The 14,276-nt window shown below is 43.3% G+C and carries 9 protein-coding genes; 6 read left to right on the plus strand and 3 right to left on the minus strand.

Annotated elements, in window-relative coordinates; all coding sequences use genetic code 11:
- The first annotated feature begins 132 nt into the window (after nucleotides 1–132).
- Together narQ and AACU28_RS04270 are read left to right on the plus strand one after the other, a co-directional pair.
- Nucleotides 133–1,863 carry a nitrate/nitrite two-component system sensor histidine kinase NarQ gene (gene narQ / locus AACU28_RS04265; RefSeq protein WP_102491180.1) on the plus strand — a complete coding sequence of 577 codons (1,731 nt, stop codon included), beginning with the start codon at nucleotides 133–135 and terminating at the stop codon, nucleotides 1,861–1,863.
- Nucleotides 1,850–2,482: a response regulator gene (locus AACU28_RS04270; RefSeq protein WP_004731316.1), complete on the plus strand. Its 633-nt coding sequence runs from the start codon at nucleotides 1,850–1,852 to the stop codon at nucleotides 2,480–2,482. The genes narQ and AACU28_RS04270 overlap by 14 nt, the downstream gene beginning before the upstream one ends.
- A gap of 234 nt (nucleotides 2,483–2,716) precedes the next feature.
- Here the strand turns inward: AACU28_RS04270 and dcuC are convergent, their stop codons facing one another.
- From dcuC to AACU28_RS04285, 3 genes are all read right to left on the minus strand, one after another.
- On the minus strand, nucleotides 2,717–4,084 hold the full coding sequence (dcuC, locus tag AACU28_RS04275; protein WP_016785306.1) for an anaerobic C4-dicarboxylate transporter DcuC: 1,368 nt from the start codon (nucleotides 4,082–4,084) through the stop codon (nucleotides 2,717–2,719).
- A 444-nt stretch (nucleotides 4,085–4,528) separates the two neighbouring features.
- Nucleotides 4,529–5,035, minus strand: a complete 507-nt coding sequence (locus tag AACU28_RS04280) for a hypothetical protein (RefSeq protein WP_004731312.1) — start codon at nucleotides 5,033–5,035, stop codon at nucleotides 4,529–4,531.
- On the minus strand, nucleotides 5,028–5,747 hold the full coding sequence (locus tag AACU28_RS04285; protein ID WP_121602425.1) for a winged helix-turn-helix domain-containing protein: 720 nt from the start codon (nucleotides 5,745–5,747) through the stop codon (nucleotides 5,028–5,030). Before AACU28_RS04285 ends, AACU28_RS04280 begins: the two co-directional genes overlap by 8 nt.
- Nucleotides 5,748–6,104: 357 nt before the next feature.
- Here AACU28_RS04285 and AACU28_RS04290 point away from each other — a divergent pair, with 357 nt between their 5' ends.
- The 4 genes from AACU28_RS04290 to AACU28_RS04305 all read left to right on the plus strand — a co-directional run bounded on the left by AACU28_RS04290 (nucleotide 6,105) and on the right by AACU28_RS04305 (nucleotide 14,160).
- Entirely contained in the window at nucleotides 6,105–8,366 is a 2,262-nt protein-coding gene (locus AACU28_RS04290) for a lipase (RefSeq protein WP_121602426.1), read from the plus strand.
- Nucleotides 8,356–9,549, plus strand: coding sequence for an outer membrane protein transport protein (locus tag AACU28_RS04295; protein WP_121602427.1), 1,194 nt, complete (start codon nucleotides 8,356–8,358; stop codon nucleotides 9,547–9,549). The genes AACU28_RS04290 and AACU28_RS04295 overlap by 11 nt, the downstream gene beginning before the upstream one ends.
- A 194-nt stretch (nucleotides 9,550–9,743) precedes the next feature.
- Nucleotides 9,744–11,096: an efflux RND transporter periplasmic adaptor subunit gene (locus AACU28_RS04300; RefSeq protein WP_121602428.1), complete on the plus strand. Its 1,353-nt coding sequence runs from the start codon at nucleotides 9,744–9,746 to the stop codon at nucleotides 11,094–11,096.
- Entirely contained in the window at nucleotides 11,083–14,160 is a 3,078-nt protein-coding gene (locus AACU28_RS04305; RefSeq protein WP_121602429.1) for an efflux RND transporter permease subunit, read from the plus strand. The genes AACU28_RS04300 and AACU28_RS04305 overlap by 14 nt, the downstream gene beginning before the upstream one ends.
- The last annotated feature ends 116 nt before the right edge of the window (nucleotides 14,161–14,276 follow it).

Genomic DNA, 14,276 nt, shown 5'->3' on the forward strand with positions numbered 1-14,276 from the left:
CTAAATAGGATCCTATATTGTCTTAGATCAATAAATTACGAAGCGTTTGGTCACATATTGAATGGAGCTCTGTTTTTTGATGTGTGACAATAGGTTTCGGACAGCCACTTATATACCTTCAGGATTTTGATTTTGCTTATTAAACCAGTTTCATCTGTAACGAGTACAATAGCTAAATCATTGCTGTCCATACTGCTCCTTTCGGTTGCCACTACTGGTTTTGCTATCTTCACATTGGCGTCAAGTCTCAACGACGCAGAGGCGGTTAACGTGGCCGGCTCAATGCGTATGCAAAGCTATCGTTTAGCGCATGATATTCAAATAGAATCAGTTGATTATGATTCTCATATTCGTGAATTCGAAAGTTCTCTTTATTCCCCATCAATGGCCAACTTGGTCAGTTGGGAAGTTCCTACAGACATCACCGAAGATTACTATTTAATTATTGGTCGTTGGCACGAGCTTAAACAGGTATTAAGCAGCGAAGATCGAAAGCACTATCTCGTATTAGTTGAAAACTTCGTTACTGAAATTGATGGCTTCGTTTTTAAGCTGCAAGAGTTCTCTGAAGATAAGTTGATAAAGTTGGCGTGGGCTGGTGGTATTGGCTTAGGTGGAATTCTCGTCATATCTCTTTTTGTTGTTCACTTTGTCCGTAAACAAGTTGTTAAGCCGTTACATGCACTCGTTGGCGCCAGTCAGCGAATCAAAAACAGTGATTTTGAAGTCGAGTTGAAGGTCACTAACAACAACGAACTGGGTATTTTGACCAAGACATTTAACTCAATGGCGAAAGACTTGGGTGCGCTCTATCGAAATCTTGAAGACGTTGTGGATGCTAAGACAATAGAGCTACAAAATGCTAACCAATCACTCCAAGCGTTGTATCACTCTTCACAAGAGCTGACCGTAACACGTATCGCCCCAGAGAACTTCCGAGCAATCCTCCAACACCTCGTGAGCTTAGAAGGCATCGAATCGTTGAGGCTAGAGATTGTAGACAACTCAGGTCGTTCACTGATTATGGATGAAGGGTACGACTCGAACTTAGACTATGAAAAATTTGAAATGAAGCTGGATGATAATGAGCTTATCTTGGGCTATTTATATTGTTCATATCATCATGGCCATTCAACCAGGACGCTAATTGAGAGTTTTATCCAACTCTTATCGCGAGCTATCTATTATAATCGTGCGCAAAAAAAAGCTGAGCAGCTTATTATTATGGAAGAGCGTGCAACAATTGCACGTGAACTGCATGATTCACTGGCTCAATCACTGTCGTATTTGAAAATCCAAGTGACATTGCTGAAGCGTGTTATTGGCAAACTGCCAGAGCAACAACACCGAGAGCAGTCGGAACAAATAGCGTCGGAAATCGGTAACGGTTTGGCTGATGCCTATACTCAGTTACGAGAGCTACTCACAACATTCAGGTTGACCATAAAAGAGGGCAACTTCGGAGAGGCTTTGAGCACCATGCTTGAAGAACTCAGCGAAAGAACAGAAGCGAAGATTAACCTAACCAATAATCTTTCATCGATTGAGCTTGATGCGCACAGTCAGGTTCACTTGCTTCAATTGATTCGTGAAGCAACAATAAACGCAATAAAACACGCCAATGCCGACTTGATAGATGTATGCTGTATCGATGAGGAAGGTGAAGTATTCGTCGTGATTAAGGATAATGGAGATGGCTTTGACCCAAGTAGTTCGAAGATGAACCACTACGGGATGAGCATTATGCAGGAGCGTGCGGCAAGACTGAATGGCGACTTAACGATTGAAGCAGCTCAAGGTGAAGGCTGTACAGTCATATTGAAATATAAAAGTTTGAAGGAAGTTAAAGTTGACGATTTGTAAAGTAATGCTGGTTGATGATCATCCATTGATGCGCAGAGGTATAAGCCAATTACTGAGCTTTGAAGATGAATTCGAAGTGATTGCAGAAGCAAGTAACGGTACTGAAGCGGTCGCTCTTGCCCATGAAGAAGAACCTGATTTGATCCTTTTGGATCTTAATATGAAAGGCATGTCTGGCCTTGACACGTTAAAGGCACTTCGTACTGATGGCTCAAGCGCTAACATCGTTATTCTAACGGTTTCTGACAGCCCTGCAGATATTGAAGCAATTGTAAAAGCGGGCGCTGATGGTTACTTGCTTAAAGACACTGAACCCGATGAACTTATCGAATTACTGAAACAAGCTCACCATGGCGACAAAGCCTACAGCAGTGTTGTATCTCGCTACTTAAATGATGCTGAGAGCCGCAACGACATCTTCGACCAACTGACTGAACGTGAAATGCAGATCCTTCAAGAAGTTGCAAAAGGTTACCGCAACAAGCAGATCGCAGACCATCTGTTCATTTCTGAATCGACAGTTAAGGTACATATGAAGAGTTTGCTGAAAAAGCTACAAGTTCCTTCACGTACTGCAGCAACGGTTCTGTACCTAGAACGCTATGGTGATATGAAGTAGGGCTTGTTCCTTTGAAATAAAACTATTTCAAGCCGTACTGTTGGTTGTAAATGTTAGGGGCAAATAACGCGAGGTTTTAACGACAGTTTCTCGTGATTACTTTTAATTTAGCATCTAAATAGCCTCTAATGATTTTGAACACGTGACATGAAAAAAGGCGCTGAACTTATTAAGTTCAGCGCCTTTTTGTTAGGGCATTTTATATCCAAATAATCATGTCTGTTTTACTGACAATTAAGCTGCCATTGGTACTAGAACAAGCGTACCGAAGATAACCGTGATAAGACCACAGATTACAGGGACAGAAGTACGTTTTACTACTTCAAATGGGCTGATCTTACCCATACCAGATGTCGCGACAATTACACCAGAGACTGGCGAGATGGTACGACCTAGGTTCGATGCTTGAAGCATTGGGATGATTAGGAACGCAGGGTTCAAGCCCATTTTCGCAGCCAGTGACGGAGCCAGTTCTACGAATGCATAGAACGGTGCGTTACCAGAACCTGTCGCGATAGCCGCTGCAACCGTTAGACCCGTTAGGATAAGCATTAACGCGATGCCGCCGGCGCCAGCTGACTCAGCAAGACCGATTAGGTTATCAATCGCACCAATAGACATTAGGCCTTGAGCAAATACGCCCGCCGCAACCAACAGCATTACCACGCCTTTGAATGCTTCTGCCATGCCTTGGTAGCAAGAGTCTAGATCTTCTAGCGTCTTTTCGCCGTCGAACTTCTTCACAACGTAATCGATGATTGCGCCCACGAAGATAGAGCCCACGACGATGGTGTAGATATCAAGTGAAAGGCCTGGAATCGTACGGCCATTAAATAGGAATACACCGATGATAGGCAGGAATGGCAGTGCAGCGTAGAAAGCGGGTGCCGTTGTTTCAATGTCTGAAACGTCTACTTTTTCCATTGGTGTGTTTTCTTTCTTATCCAGATACTTGTTCCAGAAGAAAGCGGCCGCAGCCATCACGATGATTGCACAGATAGAAACAGGTAGTACCGTTTGAACGGCAAACACATCAAGAGACATGCCTGATTTTTCAGCTGCAATAACCACATCACCAGAGGTTGGTGAAAGAATGATTGCTGCAGGTGACGCACAAACTGCAACCGCTGCCGGGCGTGAAATACCCATTGCCGTCATCATTGGGAATAGGGTAGCCATCAATAGCACACCAAGGCCTGTTGCAGAACTTACTGCTAGAGACATTAGACACGCTACGATGTAAGCCGCAACAAGAAGAACGTATGGAGATTTGATAGCAGCAAGCGGTTTAGAAAATTGTTTCACTACCACGTTGTTTGCGCCGATGTGCGTCATGTAAGAAGCAAAACCACAAAGAAGCATGATTTGCATGCCTAGGCCGCCTCCACGGTACTGAAGCATGTACTTAACAAATTCTAGTGAGTCGGTAACCATGTTACCTGTTGAAGCGACCTTAGCTGGTAAGACTGTGTGACCAATAAGGCCAGTAATAAGAAGTAGGGCAAGGCCAGCAGTTAGTAATACGCCTGCTGCTTTATAGCCTTTCACAATAAAGTAACCAACAGCGATAGTAATCACTAATCCGATCAAGAGCTCTAACATAGAAATCTCCACAAAGTTTAAAAAATATAAGAAAGTGTTTCAGAATATGACAATGAATGTACAGAAAACTGCACTGTGGCACGAGGCATAGTTGAGGTTGATATGATCTAAGACAAACATTTTTTTCGATGTTAATTGTGGTTGTAAATCGTGATTAACTACTGTTATTCAGATGTTAATAAACAAATTTTGTAGCTTGTTAGAATATAACTTGGATCACTTTTGGTTGTTCTAGTTGCATATGGATGCGTTGTTTTATAAACCGTGAGTGTTTTTTGTACTTTGGAAGGAAATGTGTAACGAAGTGGGTATTTATCGGAGTAAAGAGGTGAGAATCTTAGCTTTGACGCTTGCTGACGTTTAACGCCTACTTATTTGCCTAAGTAAGCGTTAAAACACAAGCTAGCACTAAAATATAATTAGGGTTAAAAATAGCGAGTGAGTTTAGTTCATATCAACGTCAGGAATGTCATTTGAATACGTTGACAGCTCAGAGCAGACTACCTTCTTACAAAAATGAATCATCCCATAACGCGTCACCAGTAAAAACTCTTCTCTATTCAATGGAATGTAAGGCATGGCGTCAGACGATAGTGTAGAACCTTCACTTATCATGACTTTTTCGTAAAACGACAACTCGCGATTCGGGATGATTTGCTGGTGTTGGTTCTCATCCAGTGAGATGTCGTGTTGAGTGACAGAGTAAGATCCTGATGACGTAAAACCGACTTGCTTGGTCGACACGTATAATAGGTCATAACTGTCATTCTTCTTAAATTCGATGTTAATAGAAGACTGGTTATGAATCATATTATTGGACGGGTTAATAATTGATGCTGTATTTGCTAAATAATGTCCTTCAAGGTGTGATTTAGGAATAAAAGTAGAAAGCCAGCCGACTAATACGCCAAGCAGTACCACAAAAATTGCTGTATTCGTTTTGTTATTCACAAGTCACTCCTATAAATCCTGCTGGAAAGCTCAGAGATTTTCCTGAATTATCGATGATAATTTTTCGTCCCTTATATTCATAAAGCGTGACGTTGAATAACTCGTTAAAAGTGAATTCGTCGGATTCGATTTTACAAGAGATAAAATGCTGACCCACGAGATCTTCGCCTAGGCTATTTCTATCTAAATAAGAAAACAAATAATGGGATAAACCCGCAGTCACTACAAATAATGCAATCAGTGCTAATACACTGTTTGTTTTTTTCGTAGCGGCCGTTTTCTCGGTTGTTGAATTTTCTGTCGCGATGCTATCTGTCGCTGTGTTGTCTTCAGGTTGTTCCGTTTCTTGTTTGGGTTGCGATTGAATTTTGCTCAGCGCGCGTTCTTTGTCTTGTGTCACTTGTCCTGCAAATCGGTAGCCTTTACCGCGCTCAGTGACGATGATCATCCCACTCTTATCTTCTAACGCTTTTCGGCAAATCGAGATGGTCTGCATTAGGCTGCCATCTTCAACGTATATACCCTTAGACACCCACACCTGTTCAATAAGAACTTGGCGAGTGATCACCTCATTAGGTCTCGAGATAAAAAACTTAAGCAGCTCTGATTCATTAGAACCTATTGGGTAGGTACGGCCCGTCTTAAAGTGATGGATTTCACTCTCTTCTAAATTGACCTGTATATCATCATTGATAATAAATTCAGCAGACATCTGGGTTCTCATTGTTATAAGCGTTCTAACCTAAATATAACAAATCTTACAACAAACATAAACTTACTGATTTCATCGTCTTTGATGTTTAAGTAGCTGAATTTATGTTGATTGTTAACCTAATTAGATTTCCTTATATACCTTTTTGAGGTTGTTTAATGCGGTTTCAGGTGCTTGCCGTTAGTAGCTATTGGATCATTAACGGGTGACGCTGATTTAGTGGGTGTGGGTTAACTGCTCAAATTTCTTACGTAGTTTTATCAACGTGTCATTCCAACTCTGTGTTGCCTTGCTCTCTGCGAATAAAAGTCGAGTTTACCTCCGACTCAATCGGCAACTCAAATAACGATAAATCGCATGACCACACCAGTTAAATGCGAAAGCTACGAAGGAGCTGTTTTGAAAGATTTCAATAAGCCATATATATGTGGACTAATTACGCTTGCCTTACTCGGCTGTCAGTCTGAAGACTCGACTCAAGATGCCGTTTCGGTATTGGTTCCCTACAACATTAATGAATTACCAAAACCGAATGATGGTTATGGGTATGACGACGATGGAACAATATCGGGAGTCGGTGAAGACGTTGCCGCAATGTCATCGACCAATGATGCTTATTATCAGGACTACAATAATTCATACGCAGCCCTAGACGGCTGGGGACTTTGTGCAGAACCGATTTTAATTCCACTACAAAGTGTTAATTCTGATAAGCGTTATCCACTCAATAACGAAACCTTAGCCGGGAATGTTGTATTAATTGATGACCTAACAGGTGAGGAAGTTGTCACTCAAATATCAGCTGATGGTTCCAATATTAAAATCCAATGTGAATCAGGCTTAGTCGAAAATCGTACTTATTCGATTGTAGTAACGGATGGGGTAAAAACTGAATTTAATGAGCCTTTAAAATCAGATGCTAGCTTTGATGATTTGATTTATTCAGAAGTTCCATTAAATAACGAAAAAGAAGAAGTTCTTCAAGAGCAAGTATTAAGCGCTATTGACTCCTATTATGCGTTATATCCAGAGAAGGGTATTCCTGTATATGCGGCACAATTTAAAACTCAGAGTTCTTATGCTCCCTTGGATGCGATGAGAAATAATCACGTTAATTTCCATACTAAATTCTTAGATGGTGTTGAAAAGGTTAACGAGTTTAATAGTGATTACAACCAATACTCAAAGAAGTTAAGAATACCGTCTTATCTACCTTTTACTCAAGAAAGAGAATCTGAGTGCATCATCGATGAGTTTGATCCAAAAGAAAACTGTCCTCCGCTATATGAATGGATTACCAATACTGAAGGTGGTTTCCCTACCGCAGCAATGCCAGAGCCTAAAGTAGTCGAATTCCTCGACATAACTGCTGACATCTACCTGCCTAATTATGGTGATATACCTAGACCGAAAGATACGTCGATTGGGTTCCCGACTGCGATATTCATCCACGGTGTTACTGCGGAGCGCGGCACTGCTTCTTTGATGGCTGCGGAATATACAAAAAAAGGTTACGCCGTTGTTGCTATCGATATGCCGTATCACGGGGAAAGAATGCGCTATGACAGCACTGATACGGACCCTAATGATGACGAAGAAACAGGAGTAGAAATTAGTGCTCGAGCAAACAAGGCGTTCTTCATCAATATTGATTCCCCTTTGGCGCTTCGTTCGAACCTGCAGCAGTCTGTTTCTGACTTTCTGGGTCTTCGTTATGCGCTAAGCCAAGAAGATTGGGTGAAAAAAGATGATGTCCACTTAATTGGACAATCGTTGGGTGGAATCATGTCGGTGATGGTCAGTGAATTCAGTCAAGCGTCTCGAGAACTTACGGCTAACTCAGACTTTGCTTTCAATACCGTGAACTTTGTTGTTCCGGGGCAGGGGCTAACCAATTTGGTTCTGTCTTCTCAAACCTTAGGTCCTGAAATGTCAGAAGGGGTTAAGAAATCCCCAGATGTTCAGCGCGGCATTGCTGAAACGGTCATACCTGATATCTGTACCATAGAGGCAACAAATCAGCAGTGCATTGAAGCTCTTAGAGAATTTGTAGAGCTTTCATCTGATAACGCGCTGCTTGTTAGTCAGCTAGAGAACGACATCTTCGATTTGGTTGTGACAGACCTTAAACAAGGAGTTCAAGCAACAATTGATAGTGCAGACCCTGCTAGCTTCATCTCTCGTCAAGTTCAGGCTGAGCAACCGACTCTTTTATTAGCTGCAGTTGGAGATTGCGGCGAAACCTGTGACGTTGGCGTTGATTACGTTCCTGATAGCGTAATTCCTAATACCGCGCCAGATAATATTCGAACTGGCACAGAGCCCTTAATTACTGCTCTTGGCTTAGACCCAATAACGGGTACAAAGCGTGATCAGATCGAACTCGGTGGAGTCATAAGAACGACAACCGGTGGACACGGTACGTATTTGTTTCCTTATGAAGGCCCCGTTGATGAAAATGGCCTACCGGGTATGCCAGGCGAAAATATGGCAGATGTACGTGAAGCCGTGACAACCCAACAATTAGCTGTTGCTTCGATGGTGATGACTGACGGTTCGCTTGTTGTCATTAATAACGAAGATCATATCGAAACAGAGGTGCCTCAAGATGAAGAATAAACTCATATTGGGCACCGCAGCTGCTCTCATTCCTTGTTTAACAAACGCCGCAGGATTCCAACTTAACGCACAATCAGCAACGGGTTTAGGCCGTGCATTCGCGGGTGATGCTGTTATGGCCGATAGTGCGGCAATTGTGGCTAAGAACAGCGCTGCGATGGCTTACATAAAGCAACCAACACTCTCTGTCGGCGCTATCTATATCGATAGTGGTATTGATGTGTCGAGTGTTAGCTACACGCCAATGATTGGTGATACTGAAATGTTAGATGACCAATCATTAGACGCAGGGACATTAGTTCCGAACATTCATTATGTGCATCCTATCGAAGGTTCTAAGTTTACCTTGGGCGCAACAGTCCATTCCAATTTCGGTACTGACGTTGAGTTTGACGAGTCGTTCGAAGCGGATGAGTTCGGAGGGAAAACAGCGCTTTCCAGTATCAATGTTGGTTTCGCTGTGGCTTACGAGTTGTCTGAAAAAATCAATTTGGGCGCAGGGCTAGATGTTATTTACGGCGAGGGAGAGATATACCGTCAAAACTTGTTAAATGTAGATGCAGACGGTTTCGGTCTGGGTGCAAATGTTGGTGCGACTTACCAAGTCAATGAACATAACAAGTTTGGTATTAGTTACCGTTACAGCCCAGATATCGAAGTGGAAGGTGACATTACCAAAGGCGGCGTCCCTGCCGACAAGATGAACGTACCTCTACCAGACACTCTAGAGTTTTCCGGTTGGCACCAGCTCAACGAACAGTGGGCTTTCCATTACAGCTTGCAGTGGGTGAACTGGTCTGAATTTGACTCGCTAACATCTGACTCTTATGACGACTCTATTAAAGAGTATCAATGGAAAGATGCAGGACATATTTCCGTCGGTGGTACGTACACCATGTCGAAAGACATCGTTCTACGAGCGGGTTACATGTACGACATTTCCCCAACTGACGAACTCACATCTCTCTCTATTCCTGATGTTAACCGTCACTGGTTAACAGTCGGAGGGACGTATAACTTCACCGATGCCAGTTCTGTGGACGTTGGAGTCGGATTTATCATCGGAGAATCACAAGATATTGACGAAAACCTGACGACGATTCCAGGAACGAGTTCCAATATAACTGCTGATGTGACTGCCGATGCTCTCTTGCTTGGTGTTCAATATCAACATCGTTTTTAACTTTTACTTTGGAGTTCAGAACGTAAAAATTTAGGAATCATATAAAAATTGCAGGGCTCGACAGTGAGTTGAGCCCTTTTCTCATTATTAGCTGTTTTAGCATTATTTAAATAGCTGGAAGCTCATTAAGTAAGAAATAGCTGCTTAGAAAAACGTTTTAATTCAGACGAATTCAACGGTTATGGTTATTAAAAATGAAATTTACAAAGCTTAGCAAAACAATCTGTTTGGCACTGTTTGCCTTACATATCTCTCCATCGTTTGCCCAAGACTCAAACTTGATTCCTGTGACTATCGAAAAAGCGCACAAACAAGCATTCACATCTTCAATCAACGAGGTTGGCAAAATCAGGGCAACGGATTCTGCTGCATTGACATTCAGTGCCTCCGACAAAATTCTCAATATCCATTTCAAAGATGGAGATTCAGTTAAAAAAGGCGAGTTGATCGCTCAATTGGACAATACCAAAGCGAAAGCCGATCTAGACAAAGCAAGAAGCTCTCTAGCGTTAGCAAAGTCGAAATTAAAGCGAGTACAAGAATTACTAAAGAAACAGCCTGACTCTATGTCTCAACAAGATGTTGAAGAACTGGGAGAGCAGGCGAATTTAGCTGCGGCTGATTTCCGTCAGAAAGAAGCGCTGATGAATGACTATTTATTGGTAGCACCATTTGATGGGCAGCTAACTAACTTCACCCACTCAGTGGGCAGTAAGATTGATGGCACAACCGCGTTGGTCAGTTTGATCAAACTCGATCCTGTCGAAGTTCAGTATTCCATTGGACAATCGGATCTAGGCAACGCAAAACTTGGACAGAATGTCTCAATCCAAGTTGATGCTTTTGTCGATGAAGCATTTTCTGGTGTGGTGGATTACATTGCCCCCGCGGTTGATGAGAGTTCAGGTCGCGTAGAAGTACACGCGCACGTGACCAATCCAGATCATCGTTTAGTTCCGGGCATGTTTGCCAAAGTAAGCCAAATGACGAGCGAAGACACGACTCAAATGGTGGTTTCCCAAAATTCCGTTCAAGCAAAAAATGCACAACGTTTTGTATGGATTGTGAATGGCGAAAAAATCGAGCAACGCATTGTTGAATTGGGCGTGAACACTAACGATGGGTACGTCGTTGTAGAAAGCGGATTGAAACTGGGTGATCAGGTCGTAGTGACGGGACAACAGAACCTAAAGAAAGCGTCTCTAGTTAAGGTAATGAACCCTAATGCGGAGCAGAAAACGGTTGAGTTAATAACGGAGCCGGTAGATAAAGTGGTCACTAAGCAGACCGTTAAACCCGAGGTAGCAAAGACCGAAACACAGATTGATGAAGCACATCCGGTTGAGCCTTCGGTTGATTGGACGGAGGCAACAAAAGGTATAGACGAAGCGATCAATGAAAACAGCGAGCAAGCAGAGACTAGCGCGACTGTTGAGGATTCATCGAGCGAAAGTCTAAACAAGGAAACTCACAGCAAGGAAACTTTAAGCAAGCAAACCCAAAGCAAGGAAGCCGTAACAAAGGAGAATCTGAATGAAGCTTCCTGAGATTTGTATCAAGCACCCTGTGTTTGCGTCTGTTCTGAGTATTACCATTGTTTTGCTTGGGCTTTTGTCGTTTCAAAAGCTCTCAATCCAATACTTTCCTGAACATAAAACGCCCTCAGCAACGGTAACCGCTGCGATCAATGGTGCCAGTGCTGAGTTCATGTCGCGCAATGTGGCAGATAAACTGATCACGGCGGCAACGGGCTTAGACAGCGTGAAAACCATGACGACCGACTGTCAGGAAGGAACGTGTAATCTAAAAATCATGTTTGAAGATGACATTAATGACGTCGAATACACGAGCTTGATGAACAACCTGCGTAGCAGTGTTGAAGCGATTGGTGATTTCCCTCCTAGTATGACGGATAAGCCAACGGTAACGGATGACTCTTCTGATACCAGCATGCCGAGTAACATCATCACGTTTGTGAATACCGGCAAGATGTCTAAGCAAGACATGTATGACTATATTAGCCAGCAAGTCGTGCCCCAGTTTAAGCACATACAAGGTGTGGGTGGGATTTGGGGGCCGTATGGTGGCAGTGAAAAAGCGGTTCGTGTGTGGTTACAACCTGATCGAATGATGGCGCTTAACATGAGTGCGTCAGACGTGGTCGGTACATTAAGCTCATACAACGCGACGTTTACCGCGGGTACTATCAAAGGTCAGGTGCGAGATTTCTCCATTAACCCAGTCAACCAAGTGACCAGTGTTGATGATGTGCGAGATTTGGTGGTTCGTGTCGATAACGGCAAGATCATTCGTGTCGGAGATATTGCTGAAGTCAAAATGGGCGAAGAGAGCCTTACGCCGAGCATTCTTCGTGTAGATGACAACTTAGCGATGTCGATTCAGGTACTGCCACTGAAAAGTGAAAACCCAGTGACGGTTGCCAATAAGGTTAAGAAGCAAATAGACGTGATTCAACCTCAGTTGCCTGAAGGCATTGAGATGAAGATGGTCTACAACCAAGCTGATTTCATTAAAACCGCAATTGACGAAGGCTTCATGACTTTAGTTGAAGCGATTGTTCTGGTTTCAGCGGTCGTGGTTTTGTTCCTTGGTTCTGTTCGTGTCGCTTCGATTCCGATCATTACCATCCCAGTGTGTGTGATAGGTGTATTTGCCGTCATGCATCTACTTGGGTTTAGTATCAACGTTCTGACTATCTTGGCCATCATTCTTGCAATTGGTTTAGTTGTCGATGATGCCATTGTTGTGGCTGAAAACTGTTACCGACATATCGAAGAGGGCGAAACCCCTTTTAATGCTGCAATCAAAGGGTGTCGAGAGATCGTTTTTCCTGTGATAGCGATGACGCTCACGTTAGCGGTCGTGTATCTACCTATTGGCCTGATGTCGGGCTTAACCGCCGATCTATTTAGACAATTTGCTTTCACTTTAGCAGCTGCAGTGATCATCTCAGGGTTTGTTGCTTTAACGCTCTCGCCCATGATGTGTGCTTACTTAATGAAGCCAGTTACAAAGCCAGCAAGGTGGTACAAAAAAGTTGATGCGAAGCTGAATGTTCTGTCTGACTTGTACACCAAAGAACTGGGCAAATGGTTTGAGCGTAAAACACTGATGAGTAGTATTGCTTTGGTGTTGATTGCTCTGTCTGTTTTGGCAGTTTGGAAAATGCCTCAAGTGCTACTTCCAACCGAAGACACTGGTTTTGTCGAGGTGACTTCAACGCCACCAACAGGGGTAGGGCGTCAGTATCACCTCGACAACAACGAGCAACTTAACAGTGTGTTCAAAGGTGATCGTTCGGTAGAGGCAAACTTGTCTTACATCGAAGGGACTCCGACTAATCACGTTTTATTGAAATCATGGGGCGAACGTGACCAGTCAGCTGATGAACTGGTTAACGAGTTTATCGCCAAAGCGCAAAGTTCGGTCTCTGCTTATGGCATGTCTTTCAAGGTTCGCTCGGCAGATAACTTAAGCATAGCGACTAATATGATCCTTGAGCTGACGACGGTTAACCGCGACACCTCGGTGTTGTCTGAAACCGCAAGTGAGGTCGTTGAGGCGCTTGAGGGTTATGAGGGCGTGACCAACATTAAAAATTCGATGTTACGCGACCAATTACGTTATGACTTGTCGATTGACCGTAATGCGATTGTGTTGTCTGGTGTTGATTACAGTAACGTAACCAACGCGTTATCGACCTTCCTTGGTTCTGTGAAAGCGGCAGATTTGCAAGCCGATGATGGTTATACATACCCCATTCAAGTTCAAGTTAACCGAAAGGATCTCGGCGACTTTAAGGTTCTCGATAAGCTGTATGTGGATTCACAGTCGGGGCAAAGGCTTCCTTTGTCTCAGTTTGTATCAATCAAACAAGTGACATCGGAATCTAACTTTAAGACGTTCATGGGTAAAGATAGCGCTGAAATTACCGCAGATTTGATGCCCGGATACACGGCGAGTGATGTGAAAGCCTACATTGATGATACGGTTCCAAGCTTATTGAAACCGGCGCAGAGCTACGAATTCAATGGAATTGTAAAAGACTTAGTTGATTCAACAGCGGGCGCACAAGTGCTGTTCGTATTAGCGTTGATTTTCATCTTCTTGATATTGGCCGCGCAGTTTGAAAGCTTTGTCGACCCAATGATCATCTTGCTGACGGTGCCATTGTGTATCGTGGGTGCGATTTTGACACTGTCGGTATTTGGTCAAAGTCTCAATATTTATTCGAAGATCGGGCTACTGACATTGGTTGGCCTAGTGACCAAACACGGTATTTTGCTGGTGGAGTTTGCCAACGAAAAACGCAAATCTGGCGTGAGTGCCAAAGAAGCGGCGATCAGCAGTGCGCGTTCAAGGCTGCGTCCTATCTTGATGACCTCATTGACGATGATCCTTGGTTCATTGCCATTGGCATTAGCAGATGGTCCGGGTTCATTAGGTCGAATCAATATTGGTTTGGTGTTGGTCGGAGGTTTGACAGCCGGAACCTTCTTCTCACTGTTCTTAGTGCCAGTGGCTTACGTTGGTATGGCGAATCTAAAACAGATGGACATACTGACTCGGTTGAGAACGAAAACCGCATAACTCGCTATATAGATTGACGAGTCAATTGAAGTGAAAACTAAAACGCGCCTACCATGACCATGGTGGGCGCGTTTGTATTTATTCTCTCAATTGCCATGAAAGGCTAAGAGAGTTTG

The organism is Vibrio sp. SBT000027 (genome assembly GCF_963894355.1).
In the GTDB taxonomy this organism is placed as follows: Bacteria; Pseudomonadota; Gammaproteobacteria; order Enterobacterales; family Vibrionaceae; genus Vibrio; species Vibrio splendidus.